Below are 20,215 nucleotides of genomic sequence, written 5' to 3' on the forward strand. Positions count from 1 at the left end.
GCATCTGACCTACATCTTCAGGCGACGCCGACACGTGAGGAGTTGCCCCTGGCCATGCCCGACACCAAGACCCTGCCCGAAACAATGCGCTTCATCGACCTTCCCTCCCATGGCGGCCCGGAGGTGATGCGGCTTTCGCAAGCGCCTTTGCCGAAGCCCGCGAAAGGCGAGGTTCTCGTGAAGGTAGAGGCGGCGGGCGTCAACCGGCCGGATGTGGCGCAGCGGCAGGGCACCTATCCGCCGCCGAAGGATGCGAGCCCGATCCTCGGCCTCGAAATCGCCGGCGAGGTGGTTGCGCTGGGTGAAGGCGTTACCGAATTCAAGCTGGGCGACAAGGTCTGCGCGCTCGCCAATGGCGGCGGTTATGCGCAATATTGCACCGTGCCGGCCGGGCAGGCCCTCCCCTTCCCAAAGGGTTACGATGCGGTCAAAGCGGCCGCTTTGCCGGAAACCTTCTTCACCGTCTGGGCCAACCTCTTCCAGATGGCCGGCCTCACCGAAGGGGAAAGCGTCCTCATCCATGGCGGTACCAGCGGCATCGGCACGACGGCTATCCAGCTTGCCAAAGCCTTTGGCGCGGAAGTCTATGCCACGGCAGGCTCGGCGGAAAAATGCGAAGCTTGCGTGACGCTCGGCGTCAGACGGGCGATCAACTATCGTGAGGAAGATTTCGCCGCCATAATCAAAGCTGAAACCGACGGCAAGGGCGTCGATGTGGTTCTCGACATGATCGGTGCGGCCTATTTCGAAAAGAACCTTGCCGCACTCGCCAAGGACGGCTGCCTGTCCATCATCGCCTTTCTGGGCGGCGCGGTCGCCGAGAAGGTCAACCTTACCCCCATCATGGTCAAGCGCCTCACCGTCACCGGCTCCACCATGCGCCCCCGCACGGCCGACGAAAAACGCGCCATCCGCGACGACCTCGTCGCAGAGGTCTGGCCGCTCATCGAAAGCGGCCAGCTCGCGCCTGTCATCAACCGGGTCTTTACGCTGGACGAGGTCGTGGAAGCGCACCGGCTGATGGAAAGCAGCAATCATATCGGCAAGATCGTGATGCGGGTGTCGTGACGCTCTGAGCGGCATCGTTGTTTTCATTGACAACACACTAAAGTGTTGTCACAAATAACAACATGAAGGCCATTCTGCTCGAAAAGACGCGCAAAGTGATCGACGAGACGGCCTTCTTCGAGGTTATCCTGTGGCATCCCTGAGCCTGTTCCCGGCAGTATCCACCCGTTCAAATATCGGCTGGCGCTGGTGATCAAAGGGGAATGTGTTCTGCGTTATGACAATGAGCGCGGCAAAGGCGATCATCATCATATGGACGGGCGTGAAGACACCATCGCCTTCACGACGCTCGAAGCCCTGTTCGATGCTTTTCAGGCGGATATGGAAAGGATTTTGTCATGACCGCACTCACCGTCCGTCTCAGCACGATCAAGGATATCAAGAGCCGCTTTGTTGCCGCCGGTAATCTGGCCATGTCCGGAAAGCCGGTGGAGGCGAAACCATCCGTCGAATTTTCAAGCTATGAGGACCTGCACCGCATTCTCGCGCCGCTTCGCCTTGCCATCGTCAAGGCTCTGGCCGGACAGGGACCGCTTTCTATCCGGGAGGTTGCCCGCCGGGTCGGACGGGACGTACAGGCCGTTCATCGCGACGTGACGTCGCTCCTCCATGCGGGCGTTATCGACCGGAACGAGGCTGGCATCGAGTTTCCCTATGACAGCATCCACTTCGAATTCGACGTAAAGGCCGCAGATGCGGCATAGGTGCCGGGCGTCCCCCAGAAGTAATCCCTCTTGCATTACTGACGAATCGTACTACCTTCTAGTTATGTTCAACGTATCGGAAGGAGGTGATCCAATGTCTAGTGAGATTTCGGTCTCTGGTGCAGGCAATGGAAAGGGTGTGTTTTCGACGGGGCAGCCCTCGTTGTAAACCTCCTGCCTTCGGAACGTTGAGAAACAGTCCCGGGTCTGTAAACAGGACCAAACTCATGGAAGGGTCGCTTTGGCGGCCCTTTTCCGTTTTTGCGTATTGCTTCGACGATTGGGGAAATCTGTGCCTTGAATGCCGGTGCGGCTCTCCCGCGACGAGAAGAACTCCTTTCAGCCCAAGGACGTGGGCTGGCTGAATACCGGCTCGAGGCCGGTGTGACGGAGAACTAAAGCATGCCTCCCAAAACTGTGCAGCGGTTTTGGGACAAAGACATGCTTAAAAACAAAGATCTAAAGCGCGTCGCAGGAATCAGATCACAGTACACCATCGAGTGTGGCGGGTGTCGTTACCCCCCTCTGTCCTGCCGGACATCTCCCCCTCAAGGGGGGAGATTGACAAGAGGCATTCTCGCCACTTCATTCTCGACCATCGAGAGGTGCGAGACGTCGCCACAGAACGATCTCCCCCCTTGAGGGGGAGATGTCCGGCAGGACAGAGGGGGGTAACGACACCCAGCACCGTCGATGATTTCAACTGTGGTGTACTGTGGAATCAGATTAAATGTGACGCGTGTTAGAAAGCGACAAATCAGCGACCGTCAACTGCGGTCACGTCTCCCTTATTTCTTCCCGAACACCTTCCACCGCGTCGGCCGGAAGCGCAGTTCCGCCCCCACCGCCACGGCGGCGTTGAGCGGCACTTCGATTTCGAGGTGATAGGGTTCATGGCCGTTATTGGCGATGTCGATTTCGGCGATGCGGGTGCCGGCAAGGCGGCGACAGGTGGTGACCTTGCCGTAAAGCGCGTCCTTCTCTTGCGTCAGCACCACATCTTCCGGGCGGAAGAAAAGCTCGCCCTCGCCAGAGCCGCTCTCGTCGATGCCGATGCTTTCGCCCTGGAACAGCACGTGGCCGTCGCGGATCGTCACCGGCAGGCTGGAGGATTCGCCGATGAAGGAGAAGACGAAGGGGGAGTTGGGCGTGTCGTAGACGTCATCCGCCGTGCCTACCTGTTCGATCTTGCCCTGGCTCATGACGACGACGCGGTCTGCCAGTTCCAGCGCCTCTTCCTGATCGTGGGTGACGAAGACGGTGGTGTGGCCGGTGCGGTCGTGGAATTCGCGCAGCCAGCGGCGCAGCTCCTTGCGCACCTTGGCGTCGAGCGCGCCGAAAGGTTCATCGAGGAGCAGCACCTTCGGCTCGATGGCCACAGCGCGGGCAAGCGCCACGCGCTGGCGCTGACCGCCTGAAAGCTGCGAGGGGTAGCGCTTCTCAAGACCGGAGAGATGCACCATGTCGAGAAGTTCGGAGACCCGCCTGCGGATTTCGGCCTTCGGCGGACGCTTGGCGGAGGGCCGGACCTTCAGGCCAAAGGCGATATTGTCGGCCACCGTCATATGGCGGAACAGGGCGTAGTGCTGGAACACGAAACCGACATTGCGCTCCTGCACCGTGCGGTGCGAGGCATCCTCGTTGCCGAAGAAAATCTGGCCGGTCGTCGGCTGTTCGAGACCGGCGATGAGACGCAGCAGCGTCGTCTTGCCGGAACCGGAAGGACCGAGCAGCGCGATCAGCTCGCCGGAACGAATGTCGAGCGACACGTCGTTCAGCGCCGGAAAGCGGTCGAACTGCTTGGTGATGCCGGAAACTTTCACTTCCATGAAGATGCCTTTCAATGCTTGCCGGCTGCGTTGCCCGCGCCAAAGCGTATTTCGAGAATGGTTTTGAGAATGAGCGTCACGAGCGCCAGACCGGCGAGCAGGGTCGCCACCGCAAAGGCCGCGCCCATATTGTACTCATTATAGAGTATCTCGACATGCAGCGGCATGGTGTTGGTTTCGCCGCGAATATGGCCCGAGACCACCGAGACGGCGCCGAACTCGCCCATGGCGCGGGCGTTGCAGAGCAGCACCCCGTAAAGCAGGCCCCATTTGATATTCGGCAGCGTGACATACCAGAAGGTCTGCCAGCCGGAAGCGCCGAGCGAAATCGCCGCCTCCTCGTCGCCATTGCCCTGATCCTGCATCAGCGGGATCAGTTCGCGCGCGACGAAAGGAAAGGTGACGAAGATGGTGGCGAGCACGATGCCCGGCACGGCGAAGAGGATCTCGATGCCATAGCTCTTCAGCCATGGCCCCAGAACGCTGTGGGACGAGAACAGGATGACATAGACGAGGCCCGATATGACCGGCGAGATCGAGAACGGCAGGTCGATGAGCGTGATCAGGAATGCCTTGCCCTTGAACTCGAATTTCGCAATCGCCCAGGCGGCCATCACCCCGAAGATGAGGTTGAGCGGCACGGAAATGGCGGCGACGAGCAGCGTCAGGCGAATGGCGGAGAGCGCGTCCGGCTCGACAATCGCCTCCCAGAAGCTTTCCGCACCCTTGCGGAAGGCTTCGAAGAAGACCGAGACCAACGGCAGAACCAGAAAAGCGGCGAGGAAGACGAAGGCTATCGCGATCAACGCCAGCCGGGCGGGAAAGCTCTCGCTGGCGGGATCGCGGAACGGCCGGGGGGACGTGCGGGAAGCGGTCTCAGACATAACCGTACCTCTTGCGGCTCCAGGCCTGAATGAGATTGATGAGGAACAGCATGGCGAACGAGATGATCAGCATGATGGTGGCGATGCCGGTCGCGGCCGCATAATTGAATTCTTCCAGCCGGATGACGATGAGGAGCGGCGCGATTTCCGAGACGTAGGGAATATTGCCGGCGATGAAGATGACCGAGCCATATTCGCCGACGCCGCGTGCGAAGGCGAGCGCGAAACCCGTGAGGATCGCGGGTGTGAGGCTCGGCAGCAGAACGCGGGTGATGGTCTGGAAACGGTTGGCGCCAAGCGTGGCGGCCACCTCCTCCACCTGCCGGTCGATTTCTTCCATGACCGGCTGCACGGTGCGGACCACAAAAGGCAGGCCGATGAAGATCAGCGCGATGACAATGCCGGTCGGCGTGAACGCGATCTTGATGCCGAAGGGTTCGAACAGCGAACCAACCCAGCCGCGATTGGCGTAAAGCGTGGTCAGCGCGATACCGGCGACCGCCGTTGGCAGGGCAAAAGGCAGATCGACGATGGCATCGACGAAGCGGCGACCGGGAAACCGGTAACGCGTCAGCACCCAGGCGACGATGACGCCGAAGACCGCGTTGACCAGCGCGGCAAGAAATGCCGTTCCGAAACTGACACGCAGCGCATTCAGCGTGCGGCTATCCGTGGCAATCGCAATGAAATCTGAAAAACCCAGTTTCGCCGTGGACCAGACAAGGCCGCCAAGCGGAATAAGAATGATGAGAAACAGATAGGTCACTGTGTAACCAAGCGTCAGGCCGAAGCCCGGTATGACGCTCGACTGCCGCCATTTCCACCTGTTTCCGGAAGTATTATTGCTCATCAAGGCTCCGGATAATCTTTAGTTTGGCGCATTTCCGGACAGGAAACCGGGGTCCGCTTTTCCTGGAAATGCTCTCTGGGAGCCGGGGTTCCCCGGCGTTTATTATAAAGTATCGACCGGCACGGTGTCCGGTCGATCGGGTTTTTGTTTTCTGTTGTCCGTGTGGACGCGGGCGATCTCTTTTCAGCCCATCATCCGCTTACTTTGCGGGCTTGTAAATCTGGTCGAAGATGCCGCCGTCACCAAAATGTTCAGGCTGCGCCTTTGCCCAACCGCCAAACTGCGGGTCGTCAATGGTGACGAGCTTGATGTCGGGCAGCTGCTTGAGCAGATCCTTGGAGACGACAGCCGGGTTCGACGGGCGGTAGAAGTGCTTCGCCGCAATATTCTGGCCCTCGTCGGAATAGAGATATTGCAGATAGGCTTCCGCCGCCTTGCGGGTGCCCTTGGCGTCGACATTGGCGTCAACCACGGCGACCGGCGGTTCGGCAAGGATCGAGATCGGCGGCACGACGATATCGAAGGCGTCAGCGCCGAATTCCTGGCCGGCGAGATAGGCCTCGTTTTCCCAGGCGAGCAGCACGTCGCCGATCTGGCGCTGGGCGAAGGTCACCGTGGAGCCGCGGGCGCCGGTGTCGAGAACCGGGGCGCGCTTGTAGAGTTCGCCGACATAGGCCTTGATCTTGTCCTGATCGCCCTTGAATTCTTCATTGGCCCAGGCCCAGGCCGCCAGATAGTTCCAGCGGGCGCCGCCCGAGGTCTTCGGGTTCGGCGTGACGATCTGCACGTCGCCCTTCACCAGATCGCCCCAATTATGGATGCCCTTGGGGTTACCCTTGCGCACCAGGAAGACGATGGTGGAGGTGTAAGGCGAGGAATTATGCGGCAGGCGGGTGCGCCAGTCCTTGTTGATCTTGCCGGAATTCTGGACGATGGCATCGATATCGCTCTGCAGCGCCAGCGTCACGACGTCCGCTTCCAGACCGTCGATGACCGAACGCGCCTGCTTGCCGGAGCCGCCATGAGACTGCTGGATCGTGACGTCCTCACCCGTATCGGCCTTCCACTTCTTGGCGAAGGCTTCGTTGAAGTCCTTGTAGAGTTCACGGGTCGGATCGTAGGACACGTTGAGCAGCTTGGTCTGCGCGGCGGCCGAGCCAGCGCCGCCAAGTGCCAGTGAGAGGCCAAGCGCAACAACGCTCAAACCGGACAGAAGCTTGGACATCGGTATTCCCTCCTGATTGCGATGGCTTAACTCTACCGGTTGAGTAGAGTTGGTCAATGAGGCCGAATACGATCGAAAAAGTGTTTCCCGAGAGCGTTTTCCCGGGCAACAAATACAGCGCAGCATAAGCGAAAGGCGCAACAAGCGTCGTGTAAAACTTTGCTGAATGCAAAACCGTTTCACATTTTTGCCGATTTTTTGCCGCGATGGCGAAAAATATTATGGGGTTTTAGACGATTTTTTCGTCTGAGCGGTCAAAGGGGATGGGGGAGATACATCGTCCCCAAGTCCGTTGGTTCGGCAGGCTCAAGCTCCCGGTTGTCGCGACGCACTCCCTCCCACCCTCATTCCTGTGCTTGTCACAGGAATCCAGCCAGCCCAAGTCCTTGGGCTGAGAAGAGTCTTTTCGCCGCGCAGACGCGCGTCGGCTGGATTCCTGTGACAAGCACAGGAATGAGGGCGGGAGGGACTGTACTGCACACCTATTGCGCCGAGCGTCAGGCCGTCAAAAGCTCGGGCACTTCGACACCTGCCACGGCATCGGCGATGGTGGTGTTGAAAAGGATGTTGCGGGTGGCATCGGCCACGCGGGCAAAGACGTGGCGGATCTCGCACTGCTTTTCACCGTCGCAATCCTCGCAGCGGCGATAGGCGGTCTGCGACAGGCAGGGCAAGGGGGCAAGCGGCCCGTCGATGAGGCGCAGCACCTCGCCGAAGGTGATATCCGCAGCCGGGCGCGCCAAGAGATAACCGCCCTGCTTGCCGCGCCGGCTTTCGACAAGGCGTTCCTTCTTCATTTCGAGAAGGATCTGCTCCAGAAACTTTTTCGGAATGGCCTGTTCGCGGGCGATGTCGGAAATCTGCACAGGACAGGCCCCGTCGGCCTTGGCCAGCGAAAGGAGCGCCCTCAGCGCATATTTTGCCTTCTGCGAAATCATCGTAAAACCAGTAGACCACAAGCCCGGAAACCCGGCAATTCCGGCTTAGCGCAGAAGTTGTCACAATTCAAATCCAAGCTGCGAACAAGGTGAACGGGTATCTTTTGCTCATACCCTGCGCGCGTGAGGCATTTTTGCTCTCAAGTGCAGCGCACAAAGACTGTCATTTCTGTTCGCGGATAAGGATTTCAACAATAATCGGCCATGGAAATCCCGGACGTGACAATGACGATCAATTCAGCAAATGCCTCTGCCGATGCCGCCTCCCTCGACGCCACGCTTGCCGGGCTCGATCTGGCGGGTCGGCTTTCGTTTATCGCCGGCCTTGGCGGGCGCGCCGTCTTCACCACCAGCCTCGGCATCGAGGATCAGGTCATCACCGCCGCCATCGGCACGCATCGGTTGCCGATCGATGTCGTGACGCTGGAGACCGGCCGGCTGTTCAAGGAAACCGTCGATCTCATCGATGAAACCGAAGAGCGTTTCGGCATCGAAATCCGCCGCTTCCGCCCGGAGCAGGACGATATCGACGCCTATGCCGAAAAATACGGCCTGAACGGCTTTTACGAAAGCGTCGAAGCCCGTCACGCCTGCTGTCATGTCAGAAAGCTGATCCCGCTGGGCAAGGCGCTGGAAGGCGCTGCCTTCTGGATCACCGGCCTTCGTCGCGGCCAGTCCGGCAATCGCGCCACGACGCCGTTCGCCGAATTTGATGCGGATCGCAATCTCATCAAGATCAATCCTTTGGCTGACTGGGATATCGACCTTATCCGGGCGCATGTCGCCAAGGAAAACATCCCCGTCAACCCGTTGCATCAGCGCGGTTACCCCTCCATCGGCTGTGAGCCGTGTACGCGCGCCATCAAGCCCGGCGAGCCTGAGCGCGCCGGACGATGGTGGTGGGAAAACGACGAGAAGCGCGAATGCGGTCTTCACGCCGCCGGTGCGGAGCAGACATCCGCCGTTTCCGCCATCCCGCAACGATAATCATTCAGTACATTCCCGGAGTTCACAATGTCCAACGCAGTCCACGAGACGGACAGCAAGAATACTGTCGCATCCAAGCCGCCGCTCGATCCCCATCTGAAGGCGCTTGAAAACGAAGCTATTCATATTTTCCGCGAAGTCGCCGCCGAATTCGATAACCCTGTGATGCTCTATTCCATCGGCAAGGATTCGTCCGTGCTGCTGCATCTCGCGCGCAAGGCGTTTTTCCCGGGTCGCATTCCCTTCCCGCTGCTGCACGTCAATACCGGCTGGAAGTTCAAGGAAATGATCGAATTCCGCGACAATATCGTCAAGGAATACGATCTCGACCTGATTTCCTACACCAACCCGCGCGGTGCGAGCGAAAACGTGACGCCCTTCACCCACGGTTCGGCGCTTTATACCGACATCATGAAGACCGAAGCGCTGCGCCAGGCGCTGGATGCCGGCCAGTTCGACGCGGCCTTCGGCGGCGCGCGCCGTGACGAGGAGGCGAGCCGCGCCAAGGAACGCATCTATTCCTTCCGCACGCCCGACCATAAATGGGACCCGCGCAACCAGCGCCCGGAACTGTGGAACATCTATAACGGCATGGTCCGCAAGGGCGAAAGCGTGCGCGCCTTCCCGCTCTCCAACTGGACCGAAGTGGATATCTGGCGTTACATCGAGGCGGAAAACATTCCGCTGGTGCCGCTCTATTACGCCGCCGAGCGCCCCTATGTGGAGCGCGACGGCATGATGATCCTTGCCGAAGACGAGCGGCTGGAACTGCTGCCCGGCGAAGAGATCAAGCACGGCTCGATCCGCTTCCGCACGCTCGGCTGCTTCCCGCTGACCGGCGCGATCCGTTCCGAGGCGGCGACGCTTCAGGAAGTCATCGCGGAACTCGAAATCGCCACCGTTTCCGAACGGCAGGGCCGCGCGATTGACCGCGACCAGTCCGGTTCGATGGAGAAGAAGAAGCGCGAGGGGTATTTCTGATGAGTGCCGCCGCCGCCAACACCCCCTCTTCCGCAACCATTCTGCCCTTCGCAGAGCATTCGAAGGCGGCGCGCGATACGCGCCCCTTACGTCTCATCACCTGCGGCAGCGTCGATGACGGCAAGTCGACCCTGATCGGCCGTCTTCTCTGGGACACCAAGGCTGTCAAGGAAGACCAGGCCGCAACCCTGCATCGCGACAGCGGCAAGCAGAACGATCTCGGCCTGCCCGATTTCGCGCTGCTGCTCGACGGTCTTCAGGCGGAGCGCGAACAGGGCATCACCATCGATGTCGCCTATCGCTATTTCGCCACCGACCGTCGCGCCTTCATCGTGGCCGATACCCCCGGCCATGAGCAATATACCCGCAACATGGCGACCGGCGCTTCCACGGCCGATCTCGCCGTGCTGCTCGTCGATGCGCGCACCGGCATTCTGGAACAGACACGCCGCCACGCCACCATCGCGGCGCTGATGGGCATCCGGCAATTCGTGCTGGCCGTCAACAAGATCGACCTGACGCATTACGACAAGGCCGGTTTCGAGCTGATCGCCCATGAATTCCGCGATTTCGCGTCCAATCTCGGCATCAAGCAGATCACCGCCATTCCGATGTCGGCGCTGAAGGGTGAAAACGTCGTTCTCTCCGGCAAGGCCTCCATGCCCTGGTATGAAGGCCCGACGCTGGTGGAGACGCTGGAGCTTGCCACGGTGCGCTCCGCGCAATCCGGCGGCTTCCGCCTGCCGGTGCAGCGCGTCTCGCGGCCGGGTGAAAGCTTCCGTGGCTATCAGGGCACGGTTGCCGGCGGTTCGGTAAAGCCGGGCGACAGCGTCGTCGTCCTGCCTTCCGGCATGGTCGCGAATGTCAAGCAGATCGTCACCTTCGATCTGGTGCGCAACGCCGCCGTGGCGGGCGATGCGGTCACGCTCGTGCTCGACCGTCAGGTGGATGTGTCGCGCGGCGACATGATCGTCTCCATCGAGGCGCAGCCGCAGACGGGCCTTGCCTTCGACGCCCAGATCGTGGCGTTGCAGCCGGGCGGTATCGAGGCAGGCAAACGCTACTGGCTGAAAAGCGGCAGCCGCCGCCAGCGCGTCAGCGTGCAGCCTGTCAGCCAACTGAACCTGAAGGAAGGCGAATGGCAGGCGCATGAAACCTCGCTGCCGATGAACGCCATCGGCAAGGTGCGGCTTTCCTTCGACGAGACGGCGATCTTCGATCCCTATGAACAGAACCGCTCGACCGGTTCCTTCATCCTGATCGATCCCGACACCAACAACACGGTTGCGGGCGGCATGATCGCCGGCAAGCGCAGCGTCGGTGCGACGGAAGAAAAGGGCGACCGGGTCATTCTCTCGCTGCCCGCCGATCTTGCGGAAAAGCTGCTGGCCAGCGAGCTCCTCGCCAAGCACCGCGACGAGATCGACATCCGCCGCACGGACGGCGCAACGGCCGCGCGGCTGATCGGCGATCTGGGCTGACACGCACCCACTCAGACAAACAAAAAGGCGACCGTTAAAGCGGTCGCCTTTTTCGTTTCAGAGCCTCTTCCGTGTCAGAGACTGCGGATGGCTTAAAACACGAACATATAAAGCAGAATGATCACGAAGATCGGAACGCCCATAGCCCACAATGCGATACCCTTCAGCATGCTATCCTCCATTGTTGTATGGTTAGATAACGGCTGAGACGGCTTTCCGATCCATGCCGCTCTCCTGATTTTTACGGGTTGTTTCTCGGCGGCATAAAAAGCTGTTTGTTCATTCGACGTTCATGCACGAAAGGCGAATTTGCATGCGGTCGCTCCGCCAAGCGGCCCAATAGAGGCTCGTTGTTTGAAAAAGCAGCGGGCCTCTTTTTTGATCGCAATAAGTTGATCGCGACGATGCCCCTGAAATTCAGGGCCCATGACGGTGATGGATAACTTCTTGGATTGTGAAGAAGAATTGAGGCTTCTAAGACGATTCCTGTCGCGCGTCCCCTGAAACAGGCCGCGACATTGAGGCCTGGCGCTTGGCGGAGCGACGGGCCTCTTTTGTTGGGACGCCGGGTGGCGACAAGAAGAGTCCGCCGAAGCGTTGATGGCGACGATTCGCATCCGTGAGCGGATGTGGAAAGCCTCCTCCCAAAGCGCATACCGGTTGAAGAACGGCAATTTGAACGCAGTTATTCGCACCTGCGCCCTGATTTTCAGACGCGAGCGGCGAATGCAGTCCAGCCGAAACGGGTTTTCACACGTCCGGTTTCGGTGCGAGATTTCGATCTTGGAATTTTCGGGATGAGTTGCAAGCCGCTGTATCTATTGGGCTTCAAGCTGGTCGGAGTGAGAGGATTCGAACCTCCGACCCCCACGTCCCGAACGTGGTGCGCTACCAGACTGCGCTACACTCCGTGACCAGCGGCGCTTCTATAGACCAGCCTCCGGCATTCGACAAGCGGCTTATTGCATTTTTTGTGACAAGTTTTTCCCATCTGTTGAAACAACCCTGCCAGGAGCCTGTGGCACCGGCTGGAAGGCCTCAAAACGTTACAAAAAAGCAATTGTGGCAGGAAATTTTCATCGAGCCGCACACCTCCCCTGCCCGCCGTCTCCAAATCTGCTAGGGGAACGGAATGACCGGCGGGAAGCCGGACACGGCACAAAGGACATTTCACCATGCTATCTCGCAGCGTAACGCTTGCAGCGTTTGCCATTGCGCTCTCGGCCTGCACCACTTCCACGGGCGGCTCCACTCCCTCTTTTGCCCAGAAGAGCCCCGTTGAGACCCGCTGGGTCGGCCAGTCCGCAGGCATTTTCTTCGCGAAATTCGGCCCGCCGCTGAGCGATACGGAAACCGGCAGCTCCACCGTCTATAACTGGCGCGGCGGCTACAGGAAGGCCACCATTCCGGCCAGGTTCGAAGAAGGCAAGGATGGCAAGAAGGGTCGCCAGATTTCGCCCGCCCGCACCGCCTCGCTCTCCTGCACGGTGCAGCTCGTCGTTTCCAGCGATTACAAGATTACCGCCGTGCGCACGGTTTCCGACCGCCCCGGCATCAATGGCCCGAGCTATTGCGCGGAATTCCTCGCCGCAGACTGATCTTCGGCCACAGGCCAGACGCAGCAAGGCCCGCCCGAACCGGCGGGCCTTTTCACTTTTTCGGGATTATTGTCATTTTTCTGAAAAAATTTTTGCCTATAGCCGCACCCTGCGACCCGTGACGCGCCGGAAACGGCGTCATATCCGCCTTTCCGCGATATCCCGCTCACAGAACCCTTTCAACCGTTTGAAAGCGTCGGCTAATCTTCGCCGTCATGAAATTGACGATCGGCAAAACCGCAAAAATGGCCGTTGCGACCATATGTCCCTGCAAAATCCCTGCAAAACTGCTTGAACTGGAGTGAAAGAGTCCGGGTTGTGCCGGTTTGCGCTTTGCTGTAACGGGGCGAACGGGAGGAATGTTTTTAACACAAAACAAGAATCAGGTATGGCCGTGACTCCCATCGATCAAGACAAATCCCAGCTCACTGATCTCTCCCAGGAAACCTCCCTTTCCAACGCATTTCCCATGAACCGCCGACAGGTTCTAGGCGGCGCGCTTGCCGGCATTGCCGCAGCGGCGCTGCCAGTTACACCTCTTCTCGCCAATACGGCTGCCAAGAAGGTCGATGTGCTTTTGATCGGCGGCGGCATCATGAGCGCGACGCTCGGTGTTTGGCTGCGCGAACTGGAGCCCACCTGGTCGATGCAGATGCTGGAGCGGCTGGATGGCGTGGCGCTTGAAAGCTCGAACGGCTGGAACAATGCCGGCACCGGCCACTCGGCGCTTGCCGAGCTCAACTACACGCCGGAAGACGACAACGGCAACATCAAGATCACCCAGGCCGTCAACATCAACGAATCCTTCCAGATTTCCCGGCAGTTCTGGGCATGGCAGGTGCGCAACGGCGTCTTGAAGAACCCGCGCTCCTTCATCAACCACACGCCGCATATGAGCTTCGTCTGGGGTGACGAGAACGTCGCCTATCTGGAAAAGCGCTATCAGGCGCTCAAAGCCAGCCCGCTTTTCGCCGGCATGGAATATTCCACCGATCCCGAGCAGATCAAGAAGTGGGTGCCGCTGATGATGGAAGGCCGCGATCCGTCCCAGAAGATCGGCGCGACCTGGTCGCCGCTCGGCACCGACATGGAATTCGGCGAAATCACCCGGCAATTCGTCTCGCATCTGCAGGGCGACCAGAATTTCGACCTGCAGGTCAATAGCGAGGTTTCCGACATCCAGCGCAATGCCGATGGCAGCTGGCGCGTGACCTATACCAACACCAAGACCGATGCCGAACAGGTGGTGGATGCGAAATTCGTGTTCATCGGCGCAGGCGGCGGCGCGCTGCACCTGTTGCAGATGTCCGGCATTCCGGAAGCGGACGATTATGCCGGTTTCCCGGTGGGCGGCTCGTTCCTCATCAACGAGAACCCCGATGTGACGATGCAGCATCTGGCCAAGGCCTATGGCAAGGCCTCGGTCGGCTCGCCGCCCATGTCGGTGCCGCATCTCGATACCCGCGTGCTGGGCGGCAAGCGTGTCATCCTGTTTGGACCTTTCGCCACCTTCTCCACCAAGTTCCTGAAGGAAGGCTCCTATTTCGATCTCGTCTCCTCCGTCACCACCAGCAACGCCTGGCCGATGGTGCGGGTGGGCATCGATGAATATCCGCTGGTGGAATATCTCGCCGGCCAGTTGATGATGTCGGATGACGACCGTTTTGCCGCGCTGAAGGAATATTTCCCGAATGCCAAGCAGGGCGAATGGCGCCTGTGGCAGGCCGGCCAGCGCGTGCAGATCATCAAGCGCGACGAAGAAAAGGGCGGCGTACTGCGGCTCGGCACCGAAGTCGTCGCCGCCAGGGACGGCAGCATCGCCGGCCTGCTCGGCGCTTCGCCAGGCGCTTCCACGGCCGCGCCGATCATGCTCAGCGTTCTGGAAAAGGTGTTCAAGGACAAGGTGGCGACGCCTGAATGGCAGGCCAAGATCCGCCAGATCGTGCCGAGCTACGGCACCAAGCTCAATGACGATCCGGAAAAGGTGCAGCAGGAATGGGCCTACACCGCCGAACACCTGCAGCTGCCGACCCCGCCGCAGATCGACCTTGAGGCACTGAAGGGCGCCGGTGCAGCCCCTGCGGGTGCGCCGGTGAAGAAGGTGCCGGATATCGCGCTTTAAGGCTTGGGTGCGATTTAGGATTGAACGCCGCGTGTCTCTGGATGCGCGGCGTTTTTGTTGGAGATGGCTTCTCCACCCGCACCGGCATCTTCCGGTGCATTCCCACTAGCCGTCGAAAAAATATCTCGCGCTAAAAACCAGTTGGTGGTAATAATTCCTACCAATACCCATGGAGAAATGACATGGCCAACGTTGAAAAGATCAGCGTTTCGATGACGCCCCAGCACGCCGAGATTTTGCGTGACGCCGTGGAAAGCGGTGCTTATGCCAGCAGCAGCGAAGTCATCCGTGAAGCCATGCGAGACTGGTCGGCAAAATGGGTTCAGCGACGCGACGACATCGCCAAGCTGCGCGCATTGTGGGCTGAGGGCAAAGCCAGTGGCGATTCAACCGAAGTGGATTTTGACGAGGCGCTCAATGAAGCCCGTGCAGAACTGGCCTCGTTGAAAAATCGTGACCACTAAGCTTGTCTGGACGCCCCGCGCGCGTAGCGATGTGAAGAAAATCTATATCGATATCGGCAAATCACAGCCTCTTGCCGCAGAGCGATATTTCGCCCGGTTCCGCGCCAAAGCGGAGCGCTTGGTCAACCATCCTCACCTTGGCGAACGCCATCCGGAAATTTTTCCGTCTGCCCGTATGCTCGTTGAAGCACCTTATGTCATTCTCTACGAAACCGTGCCGGATACCGATGACGGCGAAATATATTCCGTGGAAATCGTCCGCGTGATCGATGGTCGCCGGGACATGCGAACGTTGTTCTGACTTTGGAAGAGATGGCTGGGGCGCCAGGATTCGAACCTGGGAATGCCGGTACCAAAAACCGGTGCCTTACCGCTTGGCGACGCCCCAACAGGGCAGCGAAGGCGAAACGCCGCTGCCTGAACCGCGCCTGATTAGCAAAGCCTGCCCGGCCCGGCAATGACCCGGCGACTTATTTTTTCACAAAATTCAAGCTTTTTGGGTGCCGTGGCGAAGTTCGCATGTTAGGGCTTGGCGATGGCGCGGCTGAAGCTGCGGCTCAAGCTGGCATGGCATTTTTCAGGAGGTCTCGATGGCGGACCCGGCATTCGATCTCGATTTTCAGCCGGCCTATGGCGAGGCGGTTCCCGTCGCTCCGCTGATCCAGCGCATCACCGTCAACAATCCCTCCGCCTTCACCTTCCATGGCACCAACTCCTATATCGTCGGAGACCGTTCCGTCGCCGTCATCGATCCCGGTCCGGAGGATGAGGCGCATTTTCAGGCGCTGATGGCGGCGCTGAAGGGCCGCGAGGTCACCCATATCTTCGTCAGCCATACGCACCGCGATCACTCGCCGCTCGCCCGGCGGCTGAAGGAGGCGACCGGGGCGATAACGGTGGCCGAGGGTCCACACCGTGCCGCGCGCCCGCTGCACACGGGTGAGACAAACCCCTTTGCCGAAAGTTCCGATACGGCTTTTCTACCCGATATCGCGCTTGGCGACGGCCAAGGCCTTTCCGGCGACGGGTGGCGGCTTACCGCGCTGCATACGCCGGGACACACGGCCAACCACGCCGCCTTCGCGCTCGAGGGCAGCGACATCGTCTTTTCCGCCGATCACGTCATGGCCTGGGCCACCACCATCGTCGCGCCGCCGGATGGGGCGATGAGCGATTACATGGCCTCGCTGGAACGGCTGCTCACCCGCGACGACCGGCTGTTCCTGCCCGGCCATGGCGGCCCGGTCACCGATCCCGCCGCCTTCATGCGGGGCTTGCGCGCCCACCGCCGCATGCGGGAAAAGGCGGTTCTGAAGCGTATCCGCGAAGGCGACCGGCTGATCGCCGATATGGTGAAGGTGATCTATGCCAGCACCGACAAGCGCCTGCATGGCGCGGCCGCACTTTCCGTGCTCGCGCATATCGAGGACCTGATCGAAAAGGGCGAGGTGCAGACGGACGGCGCGCCTTCGCTGCTGGGTGAGTATTTTCCGGCGTAAAGAAACGACAGGCACGCAACAAGTCTTCGAGCCTGTGAGGCCCAAATATGCAGCCTCTCACCCGCGACGTCATCCTCGGGCTTGTCCCGAGGATCCAATCACGTCTCATTCAATCGCGGCGTAGCAGATGCTCGGGACAAGCCCGAGCATGACGGGAAAGAGGTTTCGGGGCGACTTCGTCAGTCTTCACCCTCCAAAGGCCCTCAATTGTCGTTCAACCCCTGCATTTCCGCATCCAGCGCATCGAGATAGGCCTCCGCAATCGCCGCACCCATGCCGAGATCGTGCGGGCCGTAACGGGAGGCGACGCGGACATCGACGATGGTGGTTTCCGCCTCTTCCTTGAGGCGGATGAGGATATCGAAACGCAGGCCCCAGATGCGCGTGCGCGTTTCGCCCTGCATCAGCACCACACCGCTACCGTTAAAGAAAGTGGGCAACGGCGCATCGGTCGGGCGGGCCATGGGCACCGGCACGATGGAGGGCAGATCCTCGACCGGCCCTTCTTCCGCAGGCTGCGTCCTGTCCTGCTCCGGAACGCCGGCGGAGGGCGCATCTTCCGCCCCGATCACCCCCTTCGTGTGGACGATGCGGATATTCTGGGCGGCGGCCATTTTTTTAGCGGCGGCATAGATGCGGTCGATTGCGCCTTCATAACGGCGGCCGGCGAGGCTGGCATAAGCCTCCATCTGCGCATCGCGGTCGGTCTTGGTGATAGTCGCGGGCCGCACCAGCCATTGCTGGTTGGCCACGGGCGTCACCAGCCATTCCGGCACGTCGGTCAGATCGGTGGAGATGTCGTAAATCTTCGGCTGCTGCCAATAAAGAAAAGCGCCGTAACCGACCACGCCGAGCGGCAGGGCCGAGAGGAGCAGCGCCGCAAGCGCCGAAAGGCCGCCGCGCGCGCCCCTGGTCCACAGCCGCTCAAGCCCGATCAAGGCCAGAAGCACGGCCGCGAGAGCGATGCCGGCAGCGATGATGATGAGACCGACGAGATCGGGCATCGTCAGCGGCCCGAAACGGTGGATGCCGGCGGCGATGAGAAACAGCACAAGCGCCGCAAGACCGAGATAGCGGGAAAGATAGGCTGCAACCGAAAAAGGCCGGACGAAACGCACAGTCATGAAAGCGGATATCCGTTAGATCGCATTGGCTAAAAAGCGTTGCACCCGAATTCTGGCAGGGAATCACCTGCATATGATGTCATAGACCGGATTTGCGGCGAGGAAAACAAAGGAGGAGCGATCTGCACGCTAAAGCGTGCGAACTTCTCCGTCATGCCGGTCCCCGGAACAAGCCCGAGGTTGATCCGGTATCCAGCCATGCTGCGCCGTGAGGAATGAGTCTTTTGCGATCAAGGACTTGATCGCGCTGGACCCCGGATCAGGTCCGGGGTGACGGAATATCAGGCTATGACACTGCCGAACTATAGGTTTTAGGACTCTGACGTCGAAGGCGACGAAGGAGCGGAATATTTTTCCGCATTGTCTCACCTAAAGAGAATAATTCCCCGGCAACGCAACAAATACGCACGTTCATCCCTTAATTGCTGAGGAAATCGGCGTATCCTCGGCGACCTCCCTCGAGAATGCGTGTAAAAAGTGCAACATTCTCGTTTTCTTGCACAATAAAGAGACATGTCATGTCACAGGCAACGACGTCCGCCCGCCCCTCCGGGCCTAAACCCTTTTATCGCAATTTCGGCTTTCAGGTTCTGATCGCCATGGTCATCGGCCTGCTGCTCGGGCTCGTTGCGCGCAACATCGGTCCCGATGCCGCCGGCAGCCCGAACTGGCTTTCGGTGACGCTGCAGACCATCGGCAGCATTTTCGTGCAGCTTTTGCGCGCGCTGGTTCCGCCGCTGATCTTCACGGCCATCGTCGCCTCCATCGCCAATCTCAAGAACTTGAGCAATGCGGCGAAGCTCGTCTGGCAGACGCTTCTGTGGTTCGCCATCACCGCGCTGATCGCCGTCGTCATTGGCATCGTGCTCGGCCTCGTTATCCAGCCGGGCGTCAATACGGCCATTGCCAATACGGCAGCAGCGGCGCCCTCCTCCACCGGCTCCTGGCTCGACTTCCTGAAGGGCCTCGTGCCGGCCAACGTCTTCGGCCTCGAAGCCTCGACCAAAATCACCAACGGCGCCGGCAGCACCTCGTTGAATTTCAATGTGCTGCAGCTGCTCGTGGTGTCGATTGCCTTTGGTGTGGCCGCATTGAAAGCAGGCAAGGCGGCGGAGCCGTTCCTCGCCTTCAACCAGTCGCTGCTCGCCATCGTGCGGAAAATCCTGTGGTGGGTCATTCGCCTCACCCCCATCGGCACCATCGGCCTGCTTGGCCGCGCTGTCGATCAATATGGCTGGACAACGCTGTCGCAGCTCGGCTGGTATGCGGCGGCCGTTTATATCGGTCTCGCACTGGTGCTCTTCGTGGTCTATCCGGCGCTGTTGATCGCCCATGGCCTGAAGCCGTCGCGCTTCTTTGCGGGCGCATGGCCGGCCATCCAGCTCGCCTTCGTGTCGCGTTCCTCCATCGGCACGCTTCCCGTCACCGAAACCGTGACGGAAAAGAGCCTCGGCGTGCCGCGCGAATATGCCGCCTTCTCCGTGCCGCTCGGCGCCACCACCAAGATGGACGGCTGCGCCGCCATCTATCCGGCGATTTCGGCGATCTTCATCGCGCAGTTCTTCCAGGTGCCGCTCGGCATTCAGGAATATGTGCTGATCGTCTTCGTCTCCGTGCTCGGTTCCGCCGCAACGGCAGGCCTCACGGGCGCCGTGGTGATGCTGACGCTGACGCTCTCCACGCTCGGCCTGCCGCTTGAAGGTGTGGGCCTGCTGCTCGCCATCGACCCGATCCTCGACATGGGCCGCACGGCGGTCAACGTCGCCGGCCAGGCGCTGGTGCCCACCATCGTCGCCAAGCGCGAGGGCATTCTCGATGAGGCCGTCTATAACAACGCCAAGGATATCGACGCACTCGACGACCGGGAAGCAGCGCCGGCCTGACAGCGATAATCATGGGGCGTTTCCGGCGAAAAGGGAGACGCCCCATGCGGACCATTTCCGTTGCTCCCTGATAGTTTGGGGTTGACGGCGATAATTTCATCGATAGCGATAGCGGCACGGGCAATAGCGCAATCTATAGCGGAAACTGTGCATGGCGAAACGTAACTGGATCTATGTCGGCCTGCTCGCTTTCATCTCGCTTGGGCTTCTGATCGACGCGGCCGTCTGGCCTGCCGGGCCTCCAACCTCCTTTACCGCAAACGATCTGGTGCAGATGATCGGCATCATCACGCTATTTGCCTGGTGGCAGATAGAGGATGCAGAAAAGCGGAACCTCCGGCGCAGCTCCGCCGCCAAAATCACCACCGTTCTGCTCGCACCCATCGGGCTTGCGATTTACCTCTATCAAACCCGCCGGTGGACGCGCGCCACGCTCGGCCTCCTCGCATTTATCGGCGGCATCGTCGTCATCGCCATCCTCACGGTTCTGCTCGGCGACTGGCTCATTCAACAGGGTTTGTTCCCGCCGTCTTTTCTGCGTGATTCCTGAGCAAGGGGAATATGTCGGATTTTGCGAC

18 protein-coding genes, 2 tRNA genes and 1 pseudogene are annotated in these 20,215 nt (G+C 60.1%); 13 read left to right on the forward strand and 8 right to left on the reverse strand.

The features are described from left to right. The first annotated feature begins 54 nt into the window (after positions 1 to 54). From EM858_RS06590 to EM858_RS06600, 3 genes and pseudogenes are all read left to right on the forward strand, one after another. Complete coding sequence (locus EM858_RS06590; protein WP_164865341.1) at positions 55 to 1,068, forward strand: NAD(P)H-quinone oxidoreductase; 1,014 nt, start codon at positions 55 to 57, stop codon at positions 1,066 to 1,068. 62 nt (positions 1,069 to 1,130) lie between these two features. Then, a pseudogene (locus EM858_RS27685) lies at positions 1,131 to 1,410 on the forward strand (DUF6516 family protein). Next, entirely contained in the window at positions 1,407 to 1,772 is a 366-nt protein-coding gene (locus EM858_RS06600; protein WP_020812514.1) for a helix-turn-helix domain-containing protein, read from the forward strand. Before EM858_RS27685 ends, EM858_RS06600 begins: the two are co-directional and overlap by 4 nt. A gap of 788 nt (positions 1,773 to 2,560) precedes the next feature. On the opposite strand, the gene EM858_RS06615 is transcribed toward EM858_RS06600, so the two are convergent. The 5 genes from EM858_RS06615 to EM858_RS06635 form a co-directional block, all read right to left on the reverse strand. Then, complete coding sequence (locus EM858_RS06615) at positions 2,561 to 3,601, reverse strand: sulfate/molybdate ABC transporter ATP-binding protein (protein ID WP_003520463.1); 1,041 nt, start codon at positions 3,599 to 3,601, stop codon at positions 2,561 to 2,563. Between the two features lie 11 nt (positions 3,602 to 3,612). Then, positions 3,613 to 4,485 (reverse strand): sulfate ABC transporter permease subunit CysW, encoded by an 873-nt coding sequence (gene cysW, locus EM858_RS06620; RefSeq protein ID WP_080817462.1) that lies wholly within the window; start codon positions 4,483 to 4,485, stop codon positions 3,613 to 3,615. After that, positions 4,478 to 5,335, reverse strand: a complete 858-nt coding sequence (cysT, locus tag EM858_RS06625) for a sulfate ABC transporter permease subunit CysT (protein WP_003494311.1) — start codon at positions 5,333 to 5,335, stop codon at positions 4,478 to 4,480. The genes cysW and cysT overlap by 8 nt, the downstream gene beginning before the upstream one ends. A 199-nt stretch (positions 5,336 to 5,534) precedes the next feature. Then, on the reverse strand, positions 5,535 to 6,560 hold the full coding sequence (locus EM858_RS06630) for a sulfate ABC transporter substrate-binding protein (RefSeq protein ID WP_127756227.1): 1,026 nt from the start codon (positions 6,558 to 6,560) through the stop codon (positions 5,535 to 5,537). Positions 6,561 to 7,057: 497 nt separating this feature from the next. Further along, on the reverse strand, positions 7,058 to 7,498 hold the full coding sequence (locus tag EM858_RS06635) for an Rrf2 family transcriptional regulator (RefSeq protein ID WP_003520468.1): 441 nt from the start codon (positions 7,496 to 7,498) through the stop codon (positions 7,058 to 7,060). 204 nt (positions 7,499 to 7,702) lie between these two features. Between EM858_RS06635 and EM858_RS06640 the strand changes: the two genes are divergently transcribed. Genes EM858_RS06640 through cysN form a run of 3 tightly spaced genes read left to right on the forward strand, consistent with a single transcriptional unit; the run spans position 7,703 to position 10,947 of the window. Further along, positions 7,703 to 8,485 (forward strand): phosphoadenylyl-sulfate reductase, encoded by a 783-nt coding sequence (locus tag EM858_RS06640; protein ID WP_164865342.1) that lies wholly within the window; start codon positions 7,703 to 7,705, stop codon positions 8,483 to 8,485. 27 nt (positions 8,486 to 8,512) lie between these two features. Then, positions 8,513 to 9,466 carry a sulfate adenylyltransferase subunit CysD gene (gene cysD, locus EM858_RS06645; RefSeq protein ID WP_127756229.1) on the forward strand — a complete coding sequence of 318 codons (954 nt, stop codon included), beginning with the start codon at positions 8,513 to 8,515 and terminating at the stop codon, positions 9,464 to 9,466. Then, complete coding sequence (gene cysN / locus EM858_RS06650) at positions 9,466 to 10,947, forward strand: sulfate adenylyltransferase subunit CysN (RefSeq protein ID WP_127756230.1); 1,482 nt, start codon at positions 9,466 to 9,468, stop codon at positions 10,945 to 10,947. The genes cysD and cysN overlap by 1 nt, the downstream gene beginning before the upstream one ends. An 834-nt stretch (positions 10,948 to 11,781) precedes the next feature. Here cysN and EM858_RS06660 read toward each other — a convergent pair. After that, positions 11,782 to 11,858: transfer RNA gene (locus EM858_RS06660), tRNA-Pro, on the reverse strand. Positions 11,859 to 12,122: 264 nt separating this feature from the next. Between EM858_RS06660 and EM858_RS06665 the strand changes: the two genes are divergently transcribed. The 4 genes from EM858_RS06665 (at position 12,123) to EM858_RS06680 (ending at position 15,432) form a co-directional block, all read left to right on the forward strand. Beyond that, positions 12,123 to 12,545: a hypothetical protein gene (locus EM858_RS06665; RefSeq protein ID WP_080817463.1), complete on the forward strand. Its 423-nt coding sequence runs from the start codon at positions 12,123 to 12,125 to the stop codon at positions 12,543 to 12,545. 388 nt (positions 12,546 to 12,933) lie between these two features. Further along, a complete protein-coding gene (mqo, locus tag EM858_RS06670; RefSeq protein ID WP_164865343.1) occupies positions 12,934 to 14,667 on the forward strand; it encodes a malate dehydrogenase (quinone) in 1,734 nt (577 codons plus the stop codon). A gap of 182 nt (positions 14,668 to 14,849) precedes the next feature. Then, a complete protein-coding gene (locus EM858_RS06675) occupies positions 14,850 to 15,131 on the forward strand; it encodes a type II toxin-antitoxin system ParD family antitoxin (RefSeq protein ID WP_127756231.1) in 282 nt (93 codons plus the stop codon). Then, a complete protein-coding gene (locus tag EM858_RS06680; protein ID WP_127756232.1) occupies positions 15,121 to 15,432 on the forward strand; it encodes a type II toxin-antitoxin system RelE/ParE family toxin in 312 nt (103 codons plus the stop codon). The genes EM858_RS06675 and EM858_RS06680 overlap by 11 nt, the downstream gene beginning before the upstream one ends. Positions 15,433 to 15,444: 12 nt before the next feature. On the opposite strand, the gene EM858_RS06685 is transcribed toward EM858_RS06680, so the two are convergent. Beyond that, a tRNA-Gln gene (locus EM858_RS06685) sits at positions 15,445 to 15,519 on the reverse strand. A gap of 202 nt (positions 15,520 to 15,721) precedes the next feature. Between EM858_RS06685 and EM858_RS06690 the strand changes: the two genes are divergently transcribed. Then, positions 15,722 to 16,630: an MBL fold metallo-hydrolase gene (locus EM858_RS06690; RefSeq protein ID WP_127756233.1), complete on the forward strand. Its 909-nt coding sequence runs from the start codon at positions 15,722 to 15,724 to the stop codon at positions 16,628 to 16,630. A 203-nt stretch (positions 16,631 to 16,833) separates the two neighbouring features. Here EM858_RS06690 and EM858_RS06695 read toward each other — a convergent pair whose 3' ends face one another. After that, positions 16,834 to 17,754 (reverse strand): DUF1499 domain-containing protein, encoded by a 921-nt coding sequence (locus EM858_RS06695; protein WP_127756234.1) that lies wholly within the window; start codon positions 17,752 to 17,754, stop codon positions 16,834 to 16,836. A gap of 518 nt (positions 17,755 to 18,272) precedes the next feature. Here EM858_RS06695 and EM858_RS06700 point away from each other — a divergent pair. Further along, positions 18,273 to 19,637 (forward strand): dicarboxylate/amino acid:cation symporter, encoded by a 1,365-nt coding sequence (locus EM858_RS06700; RefSeq protein ID WP_080817467.1) that lies wholly within the window; start codon positions 18,273 to 18,275, stop codon positions 19,635 to 19,637. Positions 19,638 to 19,788: 151 nt separating this feature from the next. Further along, on the forward strand, positions 19,789 to 20,187 hold the full coding sequence (locus EM858_RS06705) for a hypothetical protein (RefSeq protein ID WP_080817468.1): 399 nt from the start codon (positions 19,789 to 19,791) through the stop codon (positions 20,185 to 20,187). The last annotated feature ends 28 nt before the right edge of the window (positions 20,188 to 20,215 follow it).

Source organism: Agrobacterium sp. CNPSo 2736, from assembly GCF_004005385.1.
GTDB classification, from domain to species: Bacteria; Pseudomonadota; Alphaproteobacteria; order Rhizobiales; family Rhizobiaceae; genus Agrobacterium; species Agrobacterium leguminum.